This is a genomic window from Aliidiomarina halalkaliphila, from assembly GCF_007096385.1.
GTDB lineage: Bacteria > Pseudomonadota > Gammaproteobacteria > Enterobacterales > Alteromonadaceae > Aliidiomarina > Aliidiomarina halalkaliphila.
Window position 1 is genome coordinate 115,147 of record NZ_VJWL01000002.1, and the last position, 23,268, is coordinate 138,414.

The window sequence follows — 23,268 nt, forward strand, 5'->3', positions numbered from 1 at the left end:
GTTACTTTGTCTCTCGTTGCGTTCTTGGGGTTTCCGCGTTGCTTTTATTCTCGGGAACCGGATCAAAACCACCCGGATGCCCGGGATGACATTTACTTATGCGACGTATGGCGAGCAAACTGCCTTTAAACGGACCGTGGCGCTTTAGGGCAACCATGGCATATTCAGAGCAGGTTGGTAAAAATCGGCAGCGCGGACCCAACAGCGGGCTTATCACCAGCTGGTATATTCGGATCAGTAACGTCATGACTCCGACGAGTATTGCGTACAGCGCTTGCTTAATTTTCGCCATAAATAGTTTAACAAATCACTCAGGGCTTGATTATCCAAATCGTTCACCCCAGGCTTAGCGATGACGATAATATCAAAGCCCGACAATTTATGCTGCTGTAAACGGAAAGTTTCGCGCATGATTCGCTTGATTCGGTTTCTATCCACGGCTTTTTTGGCGACTTTTTTACTAACAGTGGTGCCTAAGCGAGGATGATTACGATCATTTGGCTTTGCGAGCATGGTGAGCTGCGTGCTCACTGCTTTCACGGGAGGGGAGTTGAATACGTTTTGAAAATCTGCGGGAGTTAACAGACGTAACTCCCGAGAGTATGAATACTGATTCACTCAGCAGCCTGAGCTAGTTGCTTCACTAGTCACTTAAGTTAAGCAGCCAGACGCTTCCGTCCCTTGGCACGACGGCGGGCCAAAACTTGACGGCCATTTTTTGTTGCCATGCGTGCACGGAAGCCATGAGTACGCTTGCGTTTCAGTACGCTTGGTTGAAATGTTCTTTTCATTGCTGTGATTCCGTAGCTGATATGTCTTCAAAATGAGCGCGGATTCTACCGGTAAAATCGATCCCTGTCAAATAGGATCCCGAAAAAATGCCTGTGGATAAGTCAGTTTTTCCGGGGTCAAAACACTGGCTTCTACCCCTTTAATTCCGTACAATGGAGAGTCCGGTTTCAGGTGGAAAGAAATAACGATCTCGCAGAGGATCGTGGGATCAGGAATCACCATTCGCTCGTTGTGATTGGATTCATATTTTTCGTTATCATGCCCAAATAATAAGAACAGGAGTTCGCCGGTGACGGTTAACGGTACAAATGACATTCACGAGGTCTGTTGTGAGTAATCCATTATGGCAAGAGTGTGCTGCTCGCTTGCAAAATGAATTACCCGCGCAGCAATTCAGCACGTGGATTCGTCCGCTGCAAGCAGACTTTGAGAACAATACATTGTTTTTATATGCCCCCAACACCTATGTGATGGACTGGGTGAAAGACAAGTACCTGAAACAAATTATCACCTTCCTGCGGGCAGAAGGGGGTGACCATTCCCCGAATGTTGAATTACGTGTGGGTGGTGCGCGCAAAGTATCAGCGTCGAGCACCGCAGCACAAGGCGTTAACGGCGCTACGGCAACTGTTCCAACCGATGAGCCGGCGCTTGAGGTTGAAGTTGAGAACACCAGCCGAAGCAAATCGAATTTAAAACAAGGTGAACGCCCTGTTTCGTTGCAACATAGTAATTTGCAGCCCAACCATACCTTCGATAATTTCGTTGAAGGTAAATCAAACCAGCTTGCCCGTGCGGCCGCCTTACAAGTCTCCGAGAATCCAGGAAAAGCCTATAACCCGCTGTTTATTTATGGCGGTACAGGTTTGGGTAAAACCCACTTATTGCACTCTATTGGTAATGGCATTCTAAAGAATAAGCCTGGAGCCAAAGTGTATTACCTGCGTGCGGAGCGCTTTGTGCAAGATATGGTGTATGCCATGAAGCACAACAAAATTGATAACTTTAAAGAGAGCTATCGAAGCGTGGATGCGCTGCTGATCGATGACGTTCAGTTTTTTGCCAAGAAAGAACATTTCCAAGATGAGTTCTTCCATACGTTCAACTGGCTTCTCGAGGGAAATCAACAGGTTATATTAACAAGTGATGTATATCCTAAAGAAATTGAAGGGGTCGACGAGCGCTTGAAATCACGTTTTGGATGGGGTTTAACCGTTGCTATTGAACCACCTGAGTTACCCACACGTGTTGCGATTCTCGAGCGTAAAGCAGAAGAGCGCAAAATTAAGCTACCTCACGAAGTTGCATTCTTTATTGCGAAACGGCTACGTTCAAATGTGCGAGAATTGGAAGGCGCATTGAACCGGGTCATTGCAAACGTGACCCTCACCGGGCGTGATATTACCATCGATTTTGTGAAAGAAGCCTTGCGTGATTTAATCGCAGCACAAGAACGTTTAGTGACGGTAGATAATATTCAGCGTACCGTTGCAGAGTATTACAATATTAAAGTGTCGGATTTAATCTCGAAACGGCGCAGCCGATCTATTGCGCGACCGCGGCAAGTGGCCATGGCATTGGCGAAAGAGTTAACCAATCATAGCTTGCCGGAAATCGGCGATGCCTTTGGTGGCCGCGACCACACGACAGTGCTACATGCCTGCCGGAAAGTGAAAGAGCTGATTGAATCGGATCATGAAATACAGGAAGACTACCGCAACCTAAACCGTACGTTGTCGGTTTGATGCAGGTGTTAACGAATAAAAATAAAGGGGAGTGAACCGCATGAAATTCACAATTAGCCGAGATGCACTGCTCAAGCCGTTGCAGGTAGTTAGCGGAGCCGTAGAGCGTCGGAACACCTTGCCTATTTTGAGTAATGTGCTGATTCAAGTAACCGATGAACAATTGCGCATGACGGGTACTGATCTGGAAGTGGAATTGGTATCTGATGTGGCCCTTGATGAAGGTACTCCTGGCGATGTGACGGTACCGGCGAAGAAGTTGTTAGATATCGTGCGTAGTCTTCCAGAAGGCGCAGATGTGAAGTTCGAAGCCAGCGACGACAAAGTGATTGTGCGTTCAAGCCGGAGTCGCTTTACCCTGAGCAGTTTGCCAGCGTCAGACTTCCCTAATATTGATGAGTGGGAAAGTGAGATTCAAATTGAAATGAATCAAGGCGAATTAAAAGCCTTGATGGAAAAAACCCATTTTTCCATGGCCAATCAAGATGTGCGTTACTACCTCAACGGCATGTTGTTTGAAGTCAACGACGACGTATTGCGCACGGTGGCGACCGATGGTCACCGCTTGGCCCTAGCGGCCGTTGGCTTAGAGCAAAGTGGTTTACCCCACAAGCAGGTGATTGTGCCGCGTAAAGGGGTTACTGAGCTGCTGCGCTTATTGGCTGACGATGACGCACCGGTATCACTATCACTGGGCCAGAATCATATTCGTGTTAGCACGGGAAGCATGACATTCACCAGTAAGTTACTCGATGGACGCTTTCCAGACTATCGCCGCGTATTGCCCCAAGGCGGTGATCGGATTGTAGTGGCTGACCGCGATTTGCTACGTCAGAGCTGTGTACGTGCTTCTATTTTATCAAACGAAAAATTCCGCGGCGTGCGGATTGGTTTGTCGGCTAATGAAGTAGTGCTCACGGCGAATAACCCTGAGCAAGAGCAGGCAGAAGAGAAGCTTGAAGTGGATTACAGTGGTGAGTCGTTTGAAATCGGATTCAACATTACCTACTTGCTCGACGTTCTCAATGCCATTGAAGGGGAGCAAGTGAAGCTTACCTTGAGTGACCCCAATAGCAGTGCCATTGTCGAAGATAACGCCGATGATGGTGCGCTTTATGTTGTGATGCCGATGCGCCTTTAATAGGTGCTCGGCGCCGCTGAGCTGATATGCATATTCACCAGTTAGTTATTGAGCATTTTCGCAACATTGAGCGCGCCGAATTAACGCCCTGTCCAGGAATCAATGTGATTTGTGGAGAGAACGGCAGCGGCAAAACGAGCTTACTTGAAGCCATTTACAGTTTAGGATTTGGGCGTTCCTTTCGGACACATCAGGTTCGCCAAATCGTGCAGGATGAGGCAGAAAACTATACCTTGTTTGCGCGAATACAACCGTCAACGGAAGATAACGATTTACAGTATCGTGTCGGCTTTCGTCGGCAACGCAACGGCGACACCGAAATTCGATTAAATGGTGAAACCGAGAAACGCTTTAGTGCATTGGCCCGATTAATTCCGGTGCAATTGATTACTCCCGAGGGAGTTGAGTTAGTTACTGATGGTCCGCGCTTGCGTCGACAATATATGGACTGGGGATTGTTCCACGTGGAACACAGTCATTACAGTGATTGGCTGACATTCTCGCGGTTGCTCAAACAGCGTAACAGTTTGTTGAAGCAAAAAGACTTTGACCAACAGGGTGGCGCATTTTGGGATCAACAATTGGCGGAAGCCGGTGAACGGGTGACCAAAGCCCGCGCAGAGTATTTAGATGGTTTAAATACACGACTGAATCAGTATTGCCATCAGTTTTTACCCCAGTACCATTTCGAGTTTCGCTTAATGCCAGGCTGGAATGAAACGCAGAGTCTCGCAGAGGCGCTTGCGGATAAGCTGGAGCTGGATAAACGCCAAGGTTATACCAGCGTGGGTCCAAATAAGGCAGAATGGCAAATACGTGCCGACGGTGTAGATGCGCGCGAGCGTCTCTCCCGAGGGCAATTAAAACTATTGGTCGCCGCACTGCGTTTAGTGCAGGGGGCCGATTACCAAGAGCGCCGAGGGCAACCCTGCGTATTCTTGGTGGACGATCTCCCTGCGGAGCTCGACCAAGCGAACCAAAAGCGACTATGCGATGCATTAGTTGCCAGTGGAAGTCAGGTGTTCGTGACAACAATAGATAAACAAAAATTAGAAGATTATTTTACGAATGCCGAAACCCGATTGTTCCACGTGGAACATGGGACAATCAAAGTTGATTAAACAGGAATAATGTATGTCTGCTAGTAACTACGATCAATCGAGTATTAAAGTCCTCAAGGGTCTAGATGCGGTACGTAAGCGACCCGGAATGTATATCGGTGATACCGATGACGGGACTGGCTTGCACCATATGGTGTTCGAAGTCGTCGATAACTCTATCGATGAAGCGCTGGCAGGGCACTGTAGTGAAATCTATGTGACAGTCCACTCAGACGGCTCCGTGTCGGTAAAAGATGACGGTCGCGGTATTCCTGTTGAGATGCACGCAGAAGAAGGTGTTTCCGCTGCCCAAGTTATCATGACGGTATTGCATGCCGGCGGTAAATTCGATGATAACTCCTATAAAGTATCCGGTGGATTGCACGGTGTAGGTGTTTCAGTAGTGAACGCCCTGTCGCAAAAGCTCACCCTGACCATCCAACGGGAAGGTAAAACCTGGAAACAGAGTTATACCCACGGCAACCCGGATTCCGATATCGTTGCTATTGGTGATACCACAAAGACAGGAACAGAAATCCGTTTTTGGCCAAGTCATGAGACTTTCACCAATACAGAATTCCATTACGATATTCTCGCCAAGCGTGTACGTGAACTTAGCTTTCTGAATTCTGGTGTATCAATTCACTTGGTTGATGAGCGCAGTGATCGCAAAGACCACTTCAAATACGACGGCGGTATTGCGGCGTTTGTAAGCTACCTGAATGACAAGAAAACCCCGATTCACCCAAAAGTATTTCAATTCTCGGTAGAGCGCGAAGATGGGATTTCGGTTGAAGTTGGCTTGCAATGGAACGATTCATTCCAAGAGCACATTTATTGCTTTACCAACACCATCCCGCAGCGGGACGGTGGTACCCATATGGCCGGTTTCCGTGCAGCGCTAACCCGCACACTGAATACCTATATGGAAAAAGAAGGCTTCGCGGCAAAAGCAAAAACCAATGCGACTGGCGATGATGCCCGTGAAGGCTTAACTGCGGTTATTTCTGTCAAGGTGCCTGATCCTAAGTTTTCTTCACAAACCAAAGACAAGCTTGTGTCGTCGGAAGTGAAAACTGCGGTAGAGCAGGCTATGAACGAACACCTGAATAACTTCCTGCTCGAGAATCCGACCGATGCTAAAGTCATCGTACAGAAGATTATCGATGCTGCGCGGGCGCGTGAAGCCGCACGGAAGGCCCGAGAAATGACGCGACGTAAGGGTGCGTTAGACTTGGCGGGCTTACCAGGAAAGCTAGCAGATTGCCAAGAGAAAGACCCAGCGTTATCTGAACTCTATATTGTGGAGGGTGACTCTGCGGGCGGTTCTGCAAAGCAGGGACGTAACCGTAAGAACCAAGCGATTCTTCCACTGAAAGGTAAAATTCTGAACGTAGAGAAAGCGCGTTTCGATAAAATGTTGTCGTCTCAGGAAGTGGCAACGCTCATTACTGCACTTGGCTGTGGTATCGGCCGCGATGAATACAATCCAGATAAAACCCGTTATCACCGTATTATTATCATGACGGATGCTGACGTAGATGGGTCACATATCCGAACTCTTTTGCTAACGTTTTTCTATCGTCAGATGCCAGAGCTCGTGGAACGCGGATATATCTATATTGCGCAACCGCCTCTGTATAAAGTGAAGAAGGGCAAGCAAGAAACCTATATTAAAGACGACCCAGGTTTGATTCAGTACCTTACCAGCTTAGCGCTTGATCGGGCATCTTTGCACGTAAATGCGGAAGCGCCTGGTATTACCGGTGTTGCTTTGGAGAAGATGGTTCGTGACTATCAGTACGCAATGGATACCATCACTCGTTTAAGCCGTCGTTTACCGAAACATGTGTTATCGCGTTTAGTATATGCAGAGCGATTAACCGCGGAAAATCTGAAGGACGAGCAATTCGTGCAGCGTTGGGCGGATACCTTTACTGCGGATTTGATGGACAAAGAGAAGGACTCGGCGTCTTATGAAATCAAGGTAGTGGGTGATGAAGACCGCGGCGTGTATTTGCCTGTGGTACGTTTGCGCCGTCATGGTGTATACACCGACTTCCCACTGACCTATGAGTTCTTAGTGAGCCGTGACTATGATCGATTAGCGTCGGTAGGAACCGAAATCAATGGCCTGATGGAAGAAGGCGGTTATGTGCAGCGCGGTGATAAAGTTCAGCACGCGGCTGACTTCGTTGAAGCTATCGAGTGGCTGATCAGTGAATCAAAGCGTGGTCTTTATATCCAACGCTACAAAGGCTTGGGTGAGATGAACCCGGATCAGCTGTGGGAAACCACCATGGATCCGGAAACACGACGCATGCTTCAAGTTACAATCGAAGATGCCATTGCCTGTGACCAGTTGTTCACGACTTTGATGGGCGATCAGGTTGAGCCGCGTAGAGCGTTTATCGAAAGCAACGCACTGAAGGTGGCAAACCTCGACGTTTAGTGTGGCAGGTTGATGATGTTCCACGTGGAACATCATCGTGTTCATACAGAAAAGGCAGACCTTAGGGTCTGCCTTTTTATTTCTGCATTGCGAGAGATGGCTAAGTGAGCACAAGTGCTAAGCTGCCGCCGAGGCAGGCAAGGAACAGTGACATGGGCAGGGTGTAGCGCATCACATGACCTTCTTGCCCTTGAATATTGACGGTGGCTCCTGCGGCAATAATGTTATGAGGGCAAATCATATTGCCCATGGCGGCGCCGTAGGTTTGGCCCCCTAATAACGGCAAGGCACTGTTCCCGGAAGCCTGTGCAGCTGATTGTTGGAACTCACTAAAAAGAATATTCGACGAAGTCGCTGAACCGGTAATAAAAGTTCCTAACACACCAATCCATACTGACCAGAATGGCCAAGCTACCCCCGTAATTATCGCTACTTGTTGCCCAAGTATGTCAATTGCGCCCAAATGTAGAAGAAATCGCGACAACAAAACCATGACGAACAGAGCCGCTGCCACAAACAGCAGACGATGGGCTGCCGAAAAAACAGCCTGCCGCATTAGCGCTGGGTTTGCCCTTTGAATGATTCCTCCTAGCAAAAAAGAAATCAATAGAAGGCTGCCTGGGTGATAGGCATACGCTAAAGACCCGGAATAGCCATGCCATTGCCAGCTGAGCGTAAGCGCTTGTAGCTGGGCTTTAATGGAGGGCTCAATACGAGTGATGAGCACAAGAAGAATAAGAATCAGATAGGGCGCGAGGGCGCTCAAATTACTCATTTCCGTGCGCGATTCAAGTGCCGCGCTCGGCTCTGCCGTCTTGCGCAACCGGGCTATGGTATGCAAGCCAAAGGTAAAGATGAGGCCTCCAGCAAGAGCACCTACCAACGACGGGAGCTCAGGACCGGTCCACCAAGCCAAGACGCTAAAGGGCAGTAGAAAGCTGAGGGCTGCAAAGGCACCGATAGCACCAATTGAAAGCACAGACATTATGCCCTTATGCTGAGTCTGCGCTTCCGGTTCACCATGGTAATGATGAAAGCAAAACCATGCTAAGGCTATAGCGAGCACGATTCCGCCTGGCCAGGCAAAGGGTAATGCCGATTGCGCCAAGACAATTTCCGACTGCTGAACCAATGCTGACTGGGTAATAACGGGTGTGCCGACGGCCCCAAACATGACACCTAAACTATGTCCCCATAGAGCCAGTACGACTGCCATCACCGGTCGATAGCCCGCAGCGACTAAGAAGGGGGCAGCGAGGGCTGCGGAGGTTCCGAAGCCTGCAGCGCCTTCCATAAATAGCGAAAAGAACCAGGCCACAAAGAGACCACTGACACGCGGATTAGGATGCAGGCGTGTGAGCAGCGCTTGTATCGTTTGGAGAGCGCCGCTGGCCTGTTGTAAGTAGAAAATACACAGGGCGCCGAGAATGATCCACAAAATGCTGATGCTCGTGGTGGCGCTTTCCAATATCGAGCCAGGCATAATCTTCGATATTACATGATCAAGACTGATGCCAAGAAGCAACGGCAACACCAAGAGACTTGCGCATAAAGCCAAAAAACCAGCTTTGAGCGCACTCCAGCGCAAGCCAATCATGCCAACTAATATCACCAGAAATGGAAGGCAAAGCGCAAGTAAAACCATTGGGGATTCTGTCCTTAGTGACCGGTCACTTTCTCTGCAATCACTTGGAACAAATCACCTTCGCCAAGTTGATAAGCAGTCACGTTCCCTAACGTTGTATCTGCAATGTTCTTCAATGCCTCACGGGTAAAGAATCCTTGGTGACCTGTGATTAACACATTGGGGAATGTGAGTAAGCGCATAAAGACATCGTCTTGAATCACTTCCGAGGACAGATCTGAGAAAAACAAGTCGCCTTCCTCTTCGTAAACATCGAGCCCAAGCGCACCGAGTTGACCCGACTTTAATGCTTGAATGGCGGCTTTCGTATCCACCATTTTCCCGCGACTCGTGTTAATCAGCATGAGTCCTTTTTTACAGGCGTTGAGAACGTCCCCATTAATGAGATGATGTGTCGCAGGAGTGAGGGGGCAATGTAAGGATAGAATATCTACCTGCGGAATCATTTCTGCAAAAGAGACGACCTTAAACTCGCGTTGCACTTCGGGGCTTGGATCCGGATCGCTAATTAGCACCTGGCAGCCCATGGCCCGCATAATACGAGCAAAAATCTCACCAATTTTCCCGGCTCCGACAACGCCAATGGTTTTACCGGCGAGGTCAAATCCAAGCAGGCCATCAAGAGCAAAGTTGCCCTCGCGCACGCGGTTGTAGGCACGGTGGGTTTTCCTATTGAGAGTGAGAATCAGGGCGAGGGCATGCTCTGCGACCGCATGGGGAGAATAGGCGGGTACACGTGCAACGGTAATGCCTAATTGCTCTGCGGCGACTAGATCCACGTTATTAAAGCCGGCACAACGGAGGACGATCAACTCCGTCCCACCTGCCTTTAGCAACTCGAGCACTGACCTGTTTACGATATCGTTCACAAACACGCATACAGCAGCAAAGCCTTGGGCAAGCTTTGCGCTGTCCTGATTAAGCGGAAGCTCAAAGAATGTCATATCGTGGGCGTGACCTACATTGGCCTGACAAAAGGAATTGCGGTCGTAGGTCTTGCTGCTAAAAAATGCGATCTTCATAGTGGGTCCCTATCCTGTGTTTACACCAGTATAGTAGCCAAATGCCCACTGTGAACTATTGATCTGAGTTCTAATTCGTTGAAAAAACATGGATTAAGCGACAGAAGCTAAAGAGCTATATAGCTATCTGCTTCAAGGTATCGGGGGTAAGCTGCGGGGAGCTAGCTTGAGGGAGTTGACGCGCTGGTATGGAGCCAAAGGGGCAGGGCGAAAAGAAAAAGGAATGAACCCGATGAAGGAAAGGGATACCACTATATCCATAAAAAAGCCCCAGTACATGTTGGGTACTGGGGCTTTCGCTTGTTCGGTGAAACGGGTGCTAGCTCTGCAGTAACGAAATATCTGCGATATTTAAGAACTGATTGCGCAGTTGATTAAGCAAGGCGAGCCGGTTTGCCCGTACTGCGTCATCATCGGCGTTTACCATGACTTCATCGAAGAAAGTATCCACTGGCTCTCGTAGGGTGGCTAGCGCGGTCAGCGCCGCAGCGTAGTCACCAGACTCCGCTGCATGGCTTACTTGCTCACGAATCCCTTGTAGCGCTCCGTACAACGCCTTTTCCGCTGTTTCTGAGAGCAGGCCTTCATCAATACTGCTATTCACGGATTCCGCTTTGCTCAGAATATTACTCACACGCTTGTTGGCGGCGGCTAACGCTTCCGCTTGTGGGTGTGAGCGGAACTCAGTGACTGCTTTCACGCGACGGTCGAAATCGAGGGCCACGGTGGGGCGACGGGCCAGCACTGCTTGGATGACATCCACAGGTATTTGTTGGTCTTGATACCAGGCACGGAAGCGTCCCAATAAGAAATCAACCACTTGGTCTTGTACTTCGCTCGGTTTTGTTACCAAGGTGCCATAAGACTCGATCGCCGTTTTTACCAGCATGTTTAAATCGAGGTTCAGTTGCTTCTCAACTAGAATGCGGAGCATACCAATGGCGGCACGACGCAAGCCAAAGGGGTCGCGGTCGCCTTTCGGTGTTTGCCCAATGGCGAAAATACCCACTAAGGTATCGAGTTTATCCGCAAGGGCAACGGCGCAGCCTTCGTGGCTTACCGGCAGCTCATCGCCAGCAAAGCGTGGTCGATAATGGGCTTCGATGGCTTCAGCTACCACCTCACTTTCCCCGTCATGGCGGGCATAGTGCATGCCCATCACACCTTGCACCTCAGGGAATTCCATCACCATATTTGAGACTAAGTCGGCTTTGGCTAGTAACCCGGCGCGTTCTGCTGCGTTAGCATCGGCATGTAATGCGCCCGCAATCGCTTTCGCGTTGGCAGCAATTCGTCGGGCTTTATCGCCGATAGAACCCAGTTCTTTTTGGAATAGCACCGAATCAAGTTTGCCAATACGGTCCGCCAGCGGGGTTTTCTTATCGGTTTCAAAGAAGAACTGTGCATCCGCCAAACGCGGACGAATTACTTTCTCATTACCTGAAGTGACCTGAACGGGGTCACTGCTTTGGATATTGCTAATAAAAATAAAGCGGGGTAGCAAATTATTCTGGGTATCAACCAATGGGAAATATCGCTGATCATCCTTCATGGTATAAATCAGCGCTTCTTTTGGTACCGCTAAAAACGACGCATCAAACCCAGCTACCATGGCCACGGGATACTCTACTAATGAGGTCACCTCGTCGACCAAATCTTCATCCCATACCGGAATTCCGCTCTCTTGCTCGGCCAACTCAATAACTGACTGTTGAATCATGGCTTTACGTTCGGCAAAGTCGGCGATCACGTGGGCATCACGCAGTACATCCGCGTATTGCTTGGCGTGAGGCACCGTAACATCCGTTGAATGATGAAAACGATGTCCGGTCACCTTATTTGAACTTTGAATGCCAAATAGCTCCGCCGGTACCACTTGTTGGCCCAATAACACCGTAAGGCGATGCAGAGGACGGATAAACTGATGGCTGCCTGAACCCCAGCGCATGGTCTTAGGAATCGGCAGCTGTTTCACCGCCGTTTCAATCATGCCTTGTACGAGCTCTGTTAAAGACTTTCCTTTGACGGTGGCTTCATACATGAGCCATTCGCCCTTGTCAGTTTTCAGACGTTGGGCGTCGGCCACGTCAATCCCCACGCCGCGAGCCCAACCTTGGGCGGCTTTGGTGGGATTGCCCTCGGCATCGAATGCCGCTTGCACTGCAGGACCGCGTTTCTCGACCACTTCATCTGCTTGCGCCGTTTGCACGCCTTCAATACACACGGCGAGGCGACGCGGTGATGCAAACGAACGGACCTGATCAAAGCTCAGACGCGCAGTTTCAAGTTGGGCAACGATACCTTGGGTAAAGGCATCGCTGAGATGCTTTAATGATTTTGGCGGAAGCTCTTCAGTACCGAGCTCGATGAGTAAGTCATTGGTGTCGATGCTCATGCCGAAGTGCCTCCCTGTTTGTCGGCCAAAGGAAATCCAAGCGCTTCTCGTGCTGCAAAATAAGCTTCAGCACAGGCTTTTGCCATGGTACGTACGCGCAAAATATAGCGCTGACGTTCGGTAACGGAAATGGCGTGGCGGGCGTCCAGTAGGTTAAATGCATGGGATGCGCGCATCACCTGCTCATAGGCAGGTAAGGGCAGGTTGTTGGCAATCAACAGTTCACATTCCTTCTCACAGGAATCAAAGCGCGCAAACAGGACGTCGACATCTGCATATTCAAAGTTATACGCCGATTGCTCCACTTCGTTTTGATGGAAAACGTCGCGGTAGTAAATGGTTCCGCGCGGTCCAGTCGTCCAGACTAAATCATAGATGCTATCGACGCCTTGGATATACATGGCCAAACGCTCAAGGCCATAGGTAATTTCGCCGGCGACCGGTTTGCATTCGAGTCCGCCCACTTGCTGAAAATAGGTAAATTGGGTGACTTCCATACCATTCAGCCAAACTTCCCAGCCTAAGCCCCAAGCGCCCAGGGTAGGTGATTCCCAATTGTCTTCCACAAAGCGGATGTCGTGAACTAGCGGATCAAAACCGAGCATCTTCAAGGATCCCAAATACAGCTCCTGAATATCATCGGGAGAAGGTTTCATCAGCACTTGGAACTGGTAATAATGCTGTAAGCGGTTTGGGTTTTCGCCGTAGCGACCATCGGTTGGGCGGCGGCACGGTTGCACATAGGCAAAGCTCGCAGGCTCAGGGCCAATCGAGCGTAAGAATGTCATCGGGTGGAAGGTACCTGCACCCACTTCCATATCCAGCGGCTGCACAATTGCGCATCCTTGTTGAGCCCAATAGTCTTGCAACGCAAGAATCAGACCCTGAAACGTTTTTACATCAAATTTTTCCATGGAGTTCCCACTCAATTCGGCCGAATGTGTGCTTTGAAGCACCCGGGATTTGTGTGATTATACCCTGACCACTGCGTCGATTTACAGGGAGAAAAGCTGTGAATGCACCGGATCCGACAAGAAATCGCTGTCCTTGGTGTGGCGATGCACCAGATTACCAACAATACCACGATGAAGTGTGGGGCAAACCGGTATTTGATGCACAAGAGCTTTTCGCCAAGCTTTGCCTCGACGGGCAACAAGCGGGGTTAAGTTGGATTACGATTTTGCGCAAACAAAAAGCCTATGAAGCCGCATTTTTTGGGTTTGATCCAAGGCAGCTGTCGGCGATTCAAGGAACGGAGCGTGAGGCTTTTATTGCGGAACAAATGCAGAACGCTGGCATCGTGCGAAACCGCCTGAAGATCGAATCGATATTTCGTAATGCGGATGCCTACATGGGATTAGTCGCCCAAGGCATCGATTTTTCTCAGTGGTTATGGCAGTTTATTGGCGGTACACCGAAACAGAATGCGCCGCGCACCATGGCGGATGTGCCCACGGAAACGTCGGAGTCTCAGGCTATGTCGAAAGCGCTGCGCAAAGCAGGCTTTAACTTTGTCGGGCCAACCATCTGTTATGCCTTTATGCAGGCCGTCGGCATGGTCAACGACCATTTACTGGATTGTGATTTTCGCGATACAACAAAACTATAAATTTAATGACAATAGGGATAGGGGAAGCGCGCATGATGCGATTAAGTAGTGTGGTTTTGGTGATGGTGGGGCTGCTCACGGGGTGTGCCAGTGTCATTGAGCGCAAGATGACTACCGATGTGTATAACGTGCGGGGCATGCAGGAGATTACCGAGCGGTTTGCGGAGAACCAAGGGCGCTACTGTAATCAGGATGGCTGTGCGCATTTTCTCGATTTAACCGGTGAACTGCCCCTCGAAAATTTTAGCTGGCGGTTAAACCTAAGTTTTCGAGAGGGAGATCGCGATATTGATATATCGGAGGAGGGACGTTTTGAATTTCCTCCAGAAACCGACGCGGATAAGCCTTTGGTGATTATTTTTCCCGGTTATGGCACCTCGTCGATGTCGGGGGCTGCGCCATTAGGCATGCATTTTCGTGCGTTAGGCTATCCGGTTCTTGTGAATGCCGGACCCACCGAACATCCACCCTTTGAGTTTGGACTTCATGGTCTTTCTGCTTTGGTCGAGTACATCGCTCGCGAATTTCCCGAGCGACCGGTGATCACCGCAGGGGTTTCGATGGGCGCGCTGGCGGTGACTGAGTTTAATCGTATTCAATCTGAAAGTGGTCACGATGTCCGTGGCACTATTTTAGTGGCGCCTATGTTGGATTTTGAAAGCGCCGCAAAAGCCATGTTTTCCGAGATCCGCGACGACCGCTGGATCATGCGTGGCGTGCCCCAACGCAGTTTTGATACGGCACTTCAACGTGTGCTCGATAGGAGCCCGGTGGAGCGTCACGAATTGCGCTTGGAAAACCGCATTCGATATCTACCGGAGAATAGTTTAATCTTGCTCTCGAACAGCGATTCCATCGTGCCTTACCAAGAGGTATTGAACCTGTTCGAGCCTTTAAGTGACCTCGAGTTTTCTGAGTACGAGGGCGCTCAACAGCAAATGCTTGAGGCTCAGTACCTGACACCTCAGAACATAAAACTCCAGCTCTATTATCGTTACCCGCATGTGTTGATGGCGATGAGCACCGAAGAACAACGCATCCGAATTTCCCAATGGTTAGGCGAACCCATTGATCATGAGGGTATTCGCCGCACACCGGAAAGCTCAGAGGACATCGGCGAAGGCGTGCACTAGCGAAAAGGGATGTTCCATGTGGAACATTTGGCGTAGTGTTCGGCAGTCATGCATAAATAAACAGATGAAATATGGGGAATATTTAAGAAATGTTACGAATTGAAGCGGTGGATTATCAGAATCCGAGTCATGTAGCGGCTCTACTCAGTATGCTCGATCATTACGCACAGGACCCAATGGGCGGTGGTGATCCGTTGCCCGAAGCGACCCGTGAGAAACTCGCCGCGGAAATGGCCAAGCGTCCTCATGTATGGAGTCTGCTAGCGTGGAATGATGCGGGCGAGCCGGTGGGCTTGGTCAATTGCGTAGAAGGCTTCTCGACCTTTGCCGCGAGCTCTGTGTGCAATATCCATGATATTGCTGTGCGTGCCGGTTACCGCGGGCAAGGTGTGGCTCAGCAATTGCTTGCAGCGGTGGCTGAGAAAGCGAAAGCCCGTGGCTGCTGTAAGCTTACCTTGGAAGTGCTTGATGGCAATGAGCCGGCCAAGTTGGCCTATCAGAAGTTTGGGTTTAAACCCTATGAACTGGATGCCAGTATGGGCAAAGCGGAATTTTGGCAGGCGTATCTATAACGGCGGTTTAGCCGCCTTTTTGGATCAAGTACATATAGGGTGTTTCGTCGGTTTGGGCGGCGAGTAACTCGTGATCCATAAACCGGCAAAACGAAGGGATATCGCGCTTGGTCGCAGGGTCATCGGCGATCACCAGTAACTTTTCTCCGCTCGACATATGACGAATCTTACCGCGAATCATCATCACCGGCTCTGGGCAACGTAAGCCAAGGGTGTCGAGTTGGTGTTCTGCGGTTTTAAATGGCGCCATAATGGTACATCTCTCTAGACAGCGAACGAAAAAGCCAGTGCTGGGTTCAGCACTGGCTTTATTATAACCCGTGTTCGGTTGCGGGCAACCAAGGCGGCTTACTCTGTTCCTAACGTATTCCGTCGGGTTGCCTCTGGCCTGGTGATGGGATAAGTCCTGTGGGGGTGTGCGCGGCAGGGAAGCCGCGCCCAAGCCCTCAAGGATGAGTTAACGGCGACCCCCACAGGGCTTTCCCATCGCCGTGCCCACGAAGCCCGGCCAACGCGATGCGTTGGCTACACCCGTTCGAAGACGGTGGCGATGCCTTGGCCTAAACCGATACACATGGTGGCTAAGCCTAAGGTTGCGCCTTTTTGCTCCATCAGGTTGATCAACGTGGTGCTAATGCGCGCACCTGAGCAACCCAGAGGATGACCAAGCGCAATGGCACCACCGTGCAAGTTCACCTTGGTGTCCATGTGATCTTCGATACCCAAGCCTTTCAGTACAGACAGGGCTTGTGCCGCAAAGGCTTCGTTTAACTCGAACAAATCGATGTCTTGAATGCTCAAGCCAGCGCGTTTCAGTGCTTTTTCTGTGGCAGGTACTGGGCCGTAACCCATGATCGATGGATCGCAACCCGCAACGGCCATTGAGCGAATCTTCACGCGCGGGCTTAAACCCAATTGCTTTGCCCGCTCTGCCGACATAATCAAAGTTGCGGCAGCACCATCGGAAATCGCCGAAGAGGTTCCCGCAGTCACCGTGCCATTGGCCGGATCAAAGACCGGCGGCAATTTGGCCAGGCCTTCAGCGGTTGTTTCCGGGCGAATCACTTCGTCGGTCGAGAAGCGCTTTAATACGCCATGCTCGTCGTGTCCATTGATAGGTAAGATCTCGTTCTTAAACTCGCCACTTAATGTCGCTTTGTGGGCTAATTGATGCGAACGTGCACCGAACGCGTCTTGATCTTCGCGACTAATGCCAAACTTCTTACCAAGTAACTCAGCAGTGAGACCCATAGAACCGGCGGCTTTTGCTACAGTGCGGTTGAGGCCTGGATGGAAATCCACGCCGTGCATCATGGGTACGTGACCCATATGTTCAACACCGCCGGCAATAAAGATATCGCCGTTACCGGTTTGAATGGCGCGAGTTGCATCGTGAATTGCTTGCATGGATGACCCACACAAACGATTGACGGTAACGGCACCTACTTTATGGGGAATACCCGCAAGCAGGGCACTGTTGCGCGCCACGTTGAAACCTTGTTCGAGGGTTTGCTGCACGCAGCCCCAATAGATGTCTTCCAATTCATTGGGGTCGACATTCGGGTTACGTGCAAGCAACCCTTTCATTAATTCAGCAGATAAATCTTCTGCCCGTACATTGCGAAATGCACCGCCTTTCGAACGGCCCATTGGTGTACGAATTGCATCTACAATTACGACGTCTTTCATAACAATCTCCGTTCGAAGTTAGCTTTTAAAGTAAGATTCGCCGTTTTTGGCTTTCTCACGTAAACCGTCAGTGACCTGATACATTTCACCCAGATCGGCGTATTTGTCGGCTAACTCAATGAATTTGTTTAAGCCCACGGTTTCCAAGTAACGGAAGGGGCCACCACGGAATGGCGGGAAGCCGAGGCCGTAAATCAATGCGATATCTGCTTCCTCAGCGCTATCGACGATGCCTTCTTCCAGACAACGAATCATTTCGTTGACCATTGGGATCATGCAGCGGGCGATAATTTCATCTTTCTCCGCAGAGGCTTCTTTTTTGCCAATAATGTCGTAAACGTCAGGGTTCACCACTTTCTTCGGGCGGCCTTTTTTATCGACACTGTACTCGTAGAAACCTTTGCCATTTTTCTGACCGTAGCGCTCGTTCTTCGCTAACTGGGCAATAGCGCCGTTGTCGTCACGGGCCATGCGGGTTGGGAAGCCTTCCGCCATCACATGCGTGGCGTGATCGGCGGTATCAAGGCCAACTACATCGCACAAATACGCTGGGCCCATCGGCCAACCAAATTCTTTCTCCATCACTTTGTCGATGCCTGGGAAGTCGACGCCATCGTCGAGCAGCAAGCTAAAGCCGGCAAAGTAGGGGAAGAGTACACGGTTTACCAAGAAGCCCGGGCAATCGTTGACCACGATGGGGGTTTTGCCCATGCGCATCGCGTACGCAGTCACCGCGGCGATGGTGTCGTCTGAGGTATGTTTGCCACGGATAATTTCTACCAACGGCATTTTGTGCACTGGATTAAAGAAGTGCATGCCGCAGAAGCGGCTCGGGTCTTGTAGGTTTTCTGCCAGCTTATCGATGGAAATGGTGGAGGTGTTCGACGTAATAATGGCGTCTTTGCTCACCACTTTTTCGACTTCCGCCAATACTGAACCCTTGATTTTCGGATTCTCAACCACGGCTTCAACGATGATATCCACATCGGCAAGTTCGCTGTTGTTCAGTGTTGGTGTGATTGATGTAAGGGTTTTTGCGACGACTTTCTGATTGATCTTGCCGCGCTCTAAGCCCTTACCCAGAATTTTCGAGGCTTCTGCTAAGCCTAAATCTAACGCTTCGCGACGAATATCTTTCATCACCACAGGCACGCCTTTGACAGCGCTTTGGTAGGCGATACCGCCCCCCATAATGCCCGCACCTAATACGCCCGCGCGCTTAATCTCTTTGCTAGCAGATTTAGCCGCTTTCTTGCTCTTACCTTTCACCACTTGATCGGCAAGGAAGATACCCACTTGCGCTCGAGCCGCATCGGTTTGAGTGAGTTTTACAAACAGCTCGTTTTCGATATTCAGCGCTTCGTCACGCGCTAAACCAGCACCACGCTCAGTCACTTCCACTGCCGCATGAGGGGCAGGGTAATGCTTACCGGCTTTCGCCCAAACGAAGCCTTTGGCGGTGCTAAACGACATCAGCTTCTCAGTGTCGTTTGCTTTAAGTGGTTCTAATTTTGGCTGACGCTTGGCTTTCCAATCCAGATCACCGGCAATTGCGTCGCGCAACATTACTAGCGCGCCTTCTTTTAGGCGATCTGATTTCACAACGGCGTCGACCAAACCGATAGCCAGTGCTTTTTCAGGTTTATGATTGGCACCTGTGGTGATGGCTTCCATGGCGTTATCAGGACCAATCACCCGCGGTAAACGCACGGTGCCGCCAAAACCAGGAATCAGGCCGAGCTTCACTTCAGGTAAACCAATAACGGCGGTTTCGTCGGCGATGCGGTAATCACAGGCAAGGATGGCTTCACAACCACCGCCTAAAGCAAAACCATTCACGGCGGCAATGCTAGGAACGGGGAGATCTTCGAGCTTATCGAAAACGCGTGATGCCATGTGCACCCACTTTTTCGTTTTCTCAACATCGGCAAATAAGGTGAGAAATTCGGTAATATCAGCGCCGACAATAAAGGTTGGCTTGCTGCTGCGAACCAAAACTCCTTTTAAATCAGCATTCGCCGCTAATGCGTCGAGTGCATCACTGAACTCATTCAGTGTTTTTTCGTCAAACTTGTTAACTGAACCAGGGGCGTCGAACAGAAGTTCAGCGATACCGGGCTCGATAAAGTCAACATGAAGGTTAGTACCTTGGTAGATCATCTGTGGTCTCCCGAGACTGGTTGGCAGAGCTCGTCTCTGCAAACACTCAAGTTTCACTCTTGTGCCTATGTGCTAATGTGATACAAGAGTATGGCAAAACTGTGGCAGTAATCATCCCATAATGAGAAAGAAAATTAAACACCCGTTTAAAAATGCTGTAAGGCTGTTGTTTTCACTCGGATTTGTGCTTTCTTATAGCACCAGTGCAGCCTTGCCTGACGATTATACACCGCGAGCAGAGCAGCGCGAGTGGTTCCTGGAAGCGGAACAACGAATCGAGCGCCGAGATTTCGAGCGTGCCCGCGAACTCATGGTTAAGCTAACCGACTATCCGTTGTTTCCATACTTGGAAGCGGCCTTTCTTGAACAAAACTTTTCTATCGCCAACGAACCCTTCGTGTTGGAATTTTTCGACGACTATGCAGGTACGCCGGCGGAACGCCAGTTGCGGACTGCATGGCTTAATTTTCTTCAGCGCCGGAATGATAGCGCGCGTTTTTTGCGAGACTACCGGCGGCAAGGGTCGGCGCATCTGCAGTGCTATTATTTGCGGGAGCGCTATCGGGATTTACAGCGGCAAGATGAGTCAGAATCCCGAGACGCGGAGTTCGCGTCGTTATGGCAGGATGTGACCGAACAATGGCTGCATGGGCGCAGCCTACCTTCGGCCTGTGATCCTGTATTTTTAGCGTGGTCGAATGCTGGGCATCGCAGTGATGAGGTGGTTTGGCAGCGCATTAAACTTGCTTTAGAAGCGCGGCAAACGGGGTTAGCCCGTTACCTCACGCGCTTTATGGACGAAGATACGCGTTATTTAGCAGAGCTGATGCGTCGAGTGAATAGCTCACCTCAGGTGGTGCGCCGCTTCCAAGAGTTTCCCGGCGCTGATCCGCGCGAAGGCGAGATTGTGCTCTATGGTTTAGGGCGGCTGCGCTGGAGCAATCACGACGCCATGGTTACGGTATGGGAGCATTTTAAAGATAAATACCCGTTTAGTGAGCAAGAACGGGCACAGATGGAATCGGATATTGCGGTCACACTGGCCTTGCGAGGCGATGACCGAGCGCTGGACTATTTCCAACGCCTTGATCCAGCCCTAATGAGCGATACCGCACGTCAATGGTATTTAACCGCACGTTTAGCCACGCGTAATTACAGTGCCATCGCAGAATTTATTGATCGTTTGCCCAACGACATTGCCGAACGTGGGCAATGGTTGTATTGGAAGGCGCGTGCCCAAGCAGAGTTGGGCAATTTCGATAGTGCGATGACCACCATGGAGCTGGCTGCACAACAGCGCAATTATTACGGATTCCTCGCCAGCGCACGCCTAAGTTTGATTCCGGAACTATCCCATGATGAGCCAGAGTTTTCTCCAGATGCACTGCAACAATTAGCGCAGTCACCAGCGGCTCAGCGAGCGTATGAATTTCGACAGCTAGAACGGTTTTTGGAAGCGCGCCGGGAATGGAATATGGTGCGGCACCACCTTGGTGACGATGAACAAGTACTCGCGGCAATCTTGGCGTCGGAGTGGGGCTGGCATGATCAAGCTATCTTTGGTTTTGCGCAGTCGGGAGCACTTAATGATGTGCACCGGCGTTTTCCCTTAGGTTATTCTGATCTACTGCAAGAGCAGGCCGCACAAGCCAGTATTGATCCTGCCTGGGTGTTTGCCATCACCCGCCGAGAAAGCTCATTCCAAGCCGATGCGGTATCGCCTGCTGGGGCCCGCGGGCTCATGCAAGTAATGCCCGCGACGGCGGAGTATTTGTTGCGCAACGCACCGGGACCATCAAGCCGAGTGCCCACTCAAACGCGGCTGTTTAACCCGGAAGAAAATGTACGTTTAGGCACGCAATACTTGGCAGATTTATTGCGCCGTACCGACGACAATTGGTTGCTAGCCACGGCAGCCTACAACGCCGGTATTTATCGTATGCAAGAGTGGTTGCCTAGCGAAAGCATGCCCGCGGATCTCTGGGTCGAAATGATTCCTTTCCAAGAAACGCGCGATTATGTCAAAGCAGTACTTGCCTATCAGCAAATTTATACGATGCTTTTAGGAAAAGATGCTAATGTATTAGCACCGTTGATTCGTATGCAAATTAATGGAAATAATCGAGGTTAAATGTTCCATATGGAACATCTAATGGCCATTTCCGCCACCATCCGAATCAGGCACTAATAAGAACATAACGCCGAGGAAAGGCTCTAACCATGCAAGTACGCGCCATACTGCGGATTCTTGGACTCCTAGTCGCTCTATTTAGCGTAACCATGTTACCTCCAGCGGTGCTCGCCTATTTCTATGAAGATGGCGGCGGCTGGGCATTTTTGTCTGCCTTTGTGGTGTCGCTGACCACAGGCTTTTTCCTTTGGTATCCCAATCGCAACTACCGCCAAGAACTAAAAACTCGGGAAGGGTTTTTGATTGTCGTGATGTTCTGGGTCGTTCTCGGTACCGTGGGCGCCATTCCGTTTTGGATGCCCGACGCACACACCTTAACGTTTACAGATAGTATGTTTGAGTCGTTCTCAGGTTTAACCACCACGGGCGCGACTATCCTCGTGGGCATCGATGAACTCCCGCACGCCTATCGCTTTTATCGTCAGCAGTTGCAGTGGTTGGGCGGCATGGGGATTATCGTGTTGGCCGTGGCTATCCTGCCGTTATTAGGGATTGGTGGTATGCAGTTGTACCGCGCGGAGATCCCAGGACCAGTAAAAGACACCAAAATGACACCGCGCATCGCCGATACCGCGAAGCAACTCTGGTATATCTACTTAGCGCTTACCATTGCCTGTGCACTGGCTTACTGGGCTGCTGGGATGACGCCTTTTAACGCCATTGGCCATGCGTTTTCCACGGTCGCCATTGGCGGATTCTCAACCCATGATGCCAGTTTGGGTTATTACGATAACGCAATGATTCCTATGGTCGGGGTGCTTTTCCTGCTCATTGCGGCGGTCAACTTCTCTCTGCATTTTGCCGCCTTCCCGCGTATGAATCGCAAGCGCGTGGATGGACAAACCCATTACGATTGGCAGATGGGCTCGGTGCAAACCTATTTGCGTGACCCTGAATTCCGCGCCTTAATTATTATCCAATTTAGTGTGATCGCCTTGGTGGTTACAACGTTGCTGTTTCACCAGCACTACGCAAATACCGTGGATAATTTCGTACACGGCATTTTCCAAGCCGTGAGTATTAGTACGACCGCAGGCTTTACCACTGCAGACTACACCTTGTGGCCGGTGTTTTTGCCGGTGGTTCTGATTTTCGCCAGCTTTATTGGGGGGAGTGCAGGCTCAACGGGCGGTGGTTTAAAAGTGGTGCGGGTACTCTTATTGTATCGCCAAGGGGTGCGGGAAATGAATCGCTTGGTGCACCCGAAAGGAGTGTTCACGGTGAAATATGGCAAACGACCCTTGCCCGATCGCGTGGTGCAGGCAGTATGGGGCTTTTTTGCCGCGTATGCGCTTTTGTTTGTGATTTTAATGCTGTTGTTCATCGCCACCGGTCTTGATGATTATTCCGCCTTTGGGGCGACGGCTGCAACGTTAAACAATCTAGGCCCGGGCTTGGGTGAGGTTGGTGCCAATTTTACGGCGGTGTCTGACTCGGGGAAATGGGTTGCTATCTTGGCCATGGTGTTCGGCCGATTAGAAATCTTCACCTTGCTGGTATTGTTCTCACCCGCGTTTTGGAGGCAGTAATCAACGCTCCGCGTTAGTTGGGTGTTGATATCTGCTTGGTTTCCGGGCTCCGGGATTCTGGCCAACGCGGTGCGTTGGCTACCTAGGGGTTGG

The 23,268-nt window shown here is 50.4% G+C and carries 20 protein-coding genes; 9 read left to right on the forward strand and 11 right to left on the reverse strand.

Going from position 1 to position 23,268, the window contains the following annotated elements; genetic code table 11:
• Position 1 precedes the first annotated feature (1 nt).
• The 4 genes from yidD to FM042_RS07130 form a co-directional block, all read right to left on the reverse strand.
• Positions 2–292 carry a membrane protein insertion efficiency factor YidD gene (gene yidD, locus FM042_RS07115; RefSeq protein ID WP_143235733.1) on the reverse strand — a complete coding sequence of 97 codons (291 nt, stop codon included), beginning with the start codon at positions 290–292 and terminating at the stop codon, positions 2–4.
• Positions 244–618 (reverse strand): ribonuclease P protein component, encoded by a 375-nt coding sequence (rnpA, locus tag FM042_RS07120; protein WP_143235734.1) that lies wholly within the window; start codon positions 616–618, stop codon positions 244–246. The genes yidD and rnpA overlap by 49 nt, the downstream gene beginning before the upstream one ends.
• 38 nt (positions 619–656) lie before the next feature.
• Positions 657–791: a 50S ribosomal protein L34 gene (gene rpmH, locus FM042_RS07125; RefSeq protein ID WP_143235735.1), complete on the reverse strand. Its 135-nt coding sequence runs from the start codon at positions 789–791 to the stop codon at positions 657–659.
• 67 nt (positions 792–858) lie between these two features.
• Entirely contained in the window at positions 859–1,107 is a 249-nt protein-coding gene (locus tag FM042_RS07130) for a hypothetical protein (protein ID WP_143235736.1), read from the reverse strand.
• Between the two features lie 14 nt (positions 1,108–1,121).
• Between FM042_RS07130 and dnaA the strand changes: the two genes are divergently transcribed.
• From dnaA to gyrB, 4 genes are read left to right on the forward strand one after another with little or no spacing between them, the layout of a single operon-like run.
• The gene (dnaA, locus tag FM042_RS07135; protein WP_143235737.1) at positions 1,122–2,537 is read left to right on the forward strand and encodes a chromosomal replication initiator protein DnaA; all 1,416 of its coding nucleotides are present in this window, start codon (positions 1,122–1,124) and stop codon (positions 2,535–2,537) included.
• Between the two features lie 40 nt (positions 2,538–2,577).
• Positions 2,578–3,678, forward strand: a complete 1,101-nt coding sequence (gene dnaN / locus FM042_RS07140) for a DNA polymerase III subunit beta (RefSeq protein WP_143235738.1) — start codon at positions 2,578–2,580, stop codon at positions 3,676–3,678.
• A gap of 26 nt (positions 3,679–3,704) precedes the next feature.
• Positions 3,705–4,799 (forward strand): DNA replication/repair protein RecF, encoded by a 1,095-nt coding sequence (gene recF / locus FM042_RS07145; protein WP_143235739.1) that lies wholly within the window; start codon positions 3,705–3,707, stop codon positions 4,797–4,799.
• Between the two features lie 13 nt (positions 4,800–4,812).
• Positions 4,813–7,230, forward strand: coding sequence for a DNA topoisomerase (ATP-hydrolyzing) subunit B (gyrB, locus tag FM042_RS07150; RefSeq protein ID WP_143235740.1), 2,418 nt, complete (start codon positions 4,813–4,815; stop codon positions 7,228–7,230).
• A 100-nt stretch (positions 7,231–7,330) separates the two neighbouring features.
• On the opposite strand, the gene FM042_RS07155 is transcribed toward gyrB, so the two are convergent.
• The 4 genes from FM042_RS07155 to glyQ form a co-directional block, all read right to left on the reverse strand.
• Positions 7,331–8,875 carry an L-lactate permease gene (locus FM042_RS07155; protein ID WP_143235741.1) on the reverse strand — a complete coding sequence of 515 codons (1,545 nt, stop codon included), beginning with the start codon at positions 8,873–8,875 and terminating at the stop codon, positions 7,331–7,333.
• Positions 8,876–8,889: 14 nt separating this feature from the next.
• Positions 8,890–9,897, reverse strand: coding sequence for a 2-hydroxyacid dehydrogenase (locus FM042_RS07160; RefSeq protein WP_143235742.1), 1,008 nt, complete (start codon positions 9,895–9,897; stop codon positions 8,890–8,892).
• Between the two features lie 319 nt (positions 9,898–10,216).
• Positions 10,217–12,286, reverse strand: a complete 2,070-nt coding sequence (glyS, locus tag FM042_RS07165) for a glycine--tRNA ligase subunit beta (protein ID WP_143236036.1) — start codon at positions 12,284–12,286, stop codon at positions 10,217–10,219.
• 2 nt (positions 12,287–12,288) lie between these two features.
• Entirely contained in the window at positions 12,289–13,206 is a 918-nt protein-coding gene (gene glyQ, locus FM042_RS07170) for a glycine--tRNA ligase subunit alpha (protein WP_143235743.1), read from the reverse strand.
• A 98-nt stretch (positions 13,207–13,304) separates the two neighbouring features.
• Here glyQ and FM042_RS07175 point away from each other — a divergent pair, with 98 nt between their 5' ends.
• The 3 genes from FM042_RS07175 (at position 13,305) to FM042_RS07185 (ending at position 15,606) form a co-directional block, all read left to right on the forward strand.
• Complete coding sequence (locus tag FM042_RS07175; protein WP_143235744.1) at positions 13,305–13,901, forward strand: DNA-3-methyladenine glycosylase I; 597 nt, start codon at positions 13,305–13,307, stop codon at positions 13,899–13,901.
• Positions 13,902–13,933: 32 nt separating this feature from the next.
• A complete protein-coding gene (locus FM042_RS07180; protein ID WP_185960733.1) occupies positions 13,934–15,034 on the forward strand; it encodes a serine aminopeptidase domain-containing protein in 1,101 nt (366 codons plus the stop codon).
• Between the two features lie 89 nt (positions 15,035–15,123).
• Positions 15,124–15,606, forward strand: coding sequence for a GNAT family N-acetyltransferase (locus FM042_RS07185; protein WP_143235746.1), 483 nt, complete (start codon positions 15,124–15,126; stop codon positions 15,604–15,606).
• Positions 15,607–15,613: 7 nt separating this feature from the next.
• Here FM042_RS07185 and tusA read toward each other — a convergent pair whose 3' ends face one another.
• From tusA to fadB, 3 genes are all read right to left on the reverse strand, one after another.
• Entirely contained in the window at positions 15,614–15,856 is a 243-nt protein-coding gene (tusA, locus tag FM042_RS07190) for a sulfurtransferase TusA (protein ID WP_143235747.1), read from the reverse strand.
• 275 nt (positions 15,857–16,131) lie between these two features.
• Complete coding sequence (gene fadA, locus FM042_RS07195) at positions 16,132–17,295, reverse strand: acetyl-CoA C-acyltransferase FadA (RefSeq protein ID WP_143235748.1); 1,164 nt, start codon at positions 17,293–17,295, stop codon at positions 16,132–16,134.
• 18 nt (positions 17,296–17,313) lie between these two features.
• On the reverse strand, positions 17,314–19,455 hold the full coding sequence (gene fadB / locus FM042_RS07200) for a fatty acid oxidation complex subunit alpha FadB (protein WP_143235749.1): 2,142 nt from the start codon (positions 19,453–19,455) through the stop codon (positions 17,314–17,316).
• Positions 19,456–19,576: 121 nt separating this feature from the next.
• Between fadB and FM042_RS07205 the strand changes: the two genes are divergently transcribed.
• Both FM042_RS07205 and FM042_RS07210 read left to right on the forward strand, forming a co-directional pair.
• Positions 19,577–21,586: a transglycosylase SLT domain-containing protein gene (locus FM042_RS07205; protein ID WP_143235750.1), complete on the forward strand. Its 2,010-nt coding sequence runs from the start codon at positions 19,577–19,579 to the stop codon at positions 21,584–21,586.
• A gap of 89 nt (positions 21,587–21,675) precedes the next feature.
• Positions 21,676–23,175 carry a TrkH family potassium uptake protein gene (locus tag FM042_RS07210; RefSeq protein ID WP_143235751.1) on the forward strand — a complete coding sequence of 500 codons (1,500 nt, stop codon included), beginning with the start codon at positions 21,676–21,678 and terminating at the stop codon, positions 23,173–23,175.
• Positions 23,176–23,268: the final 93 nt, after the last annotated feature.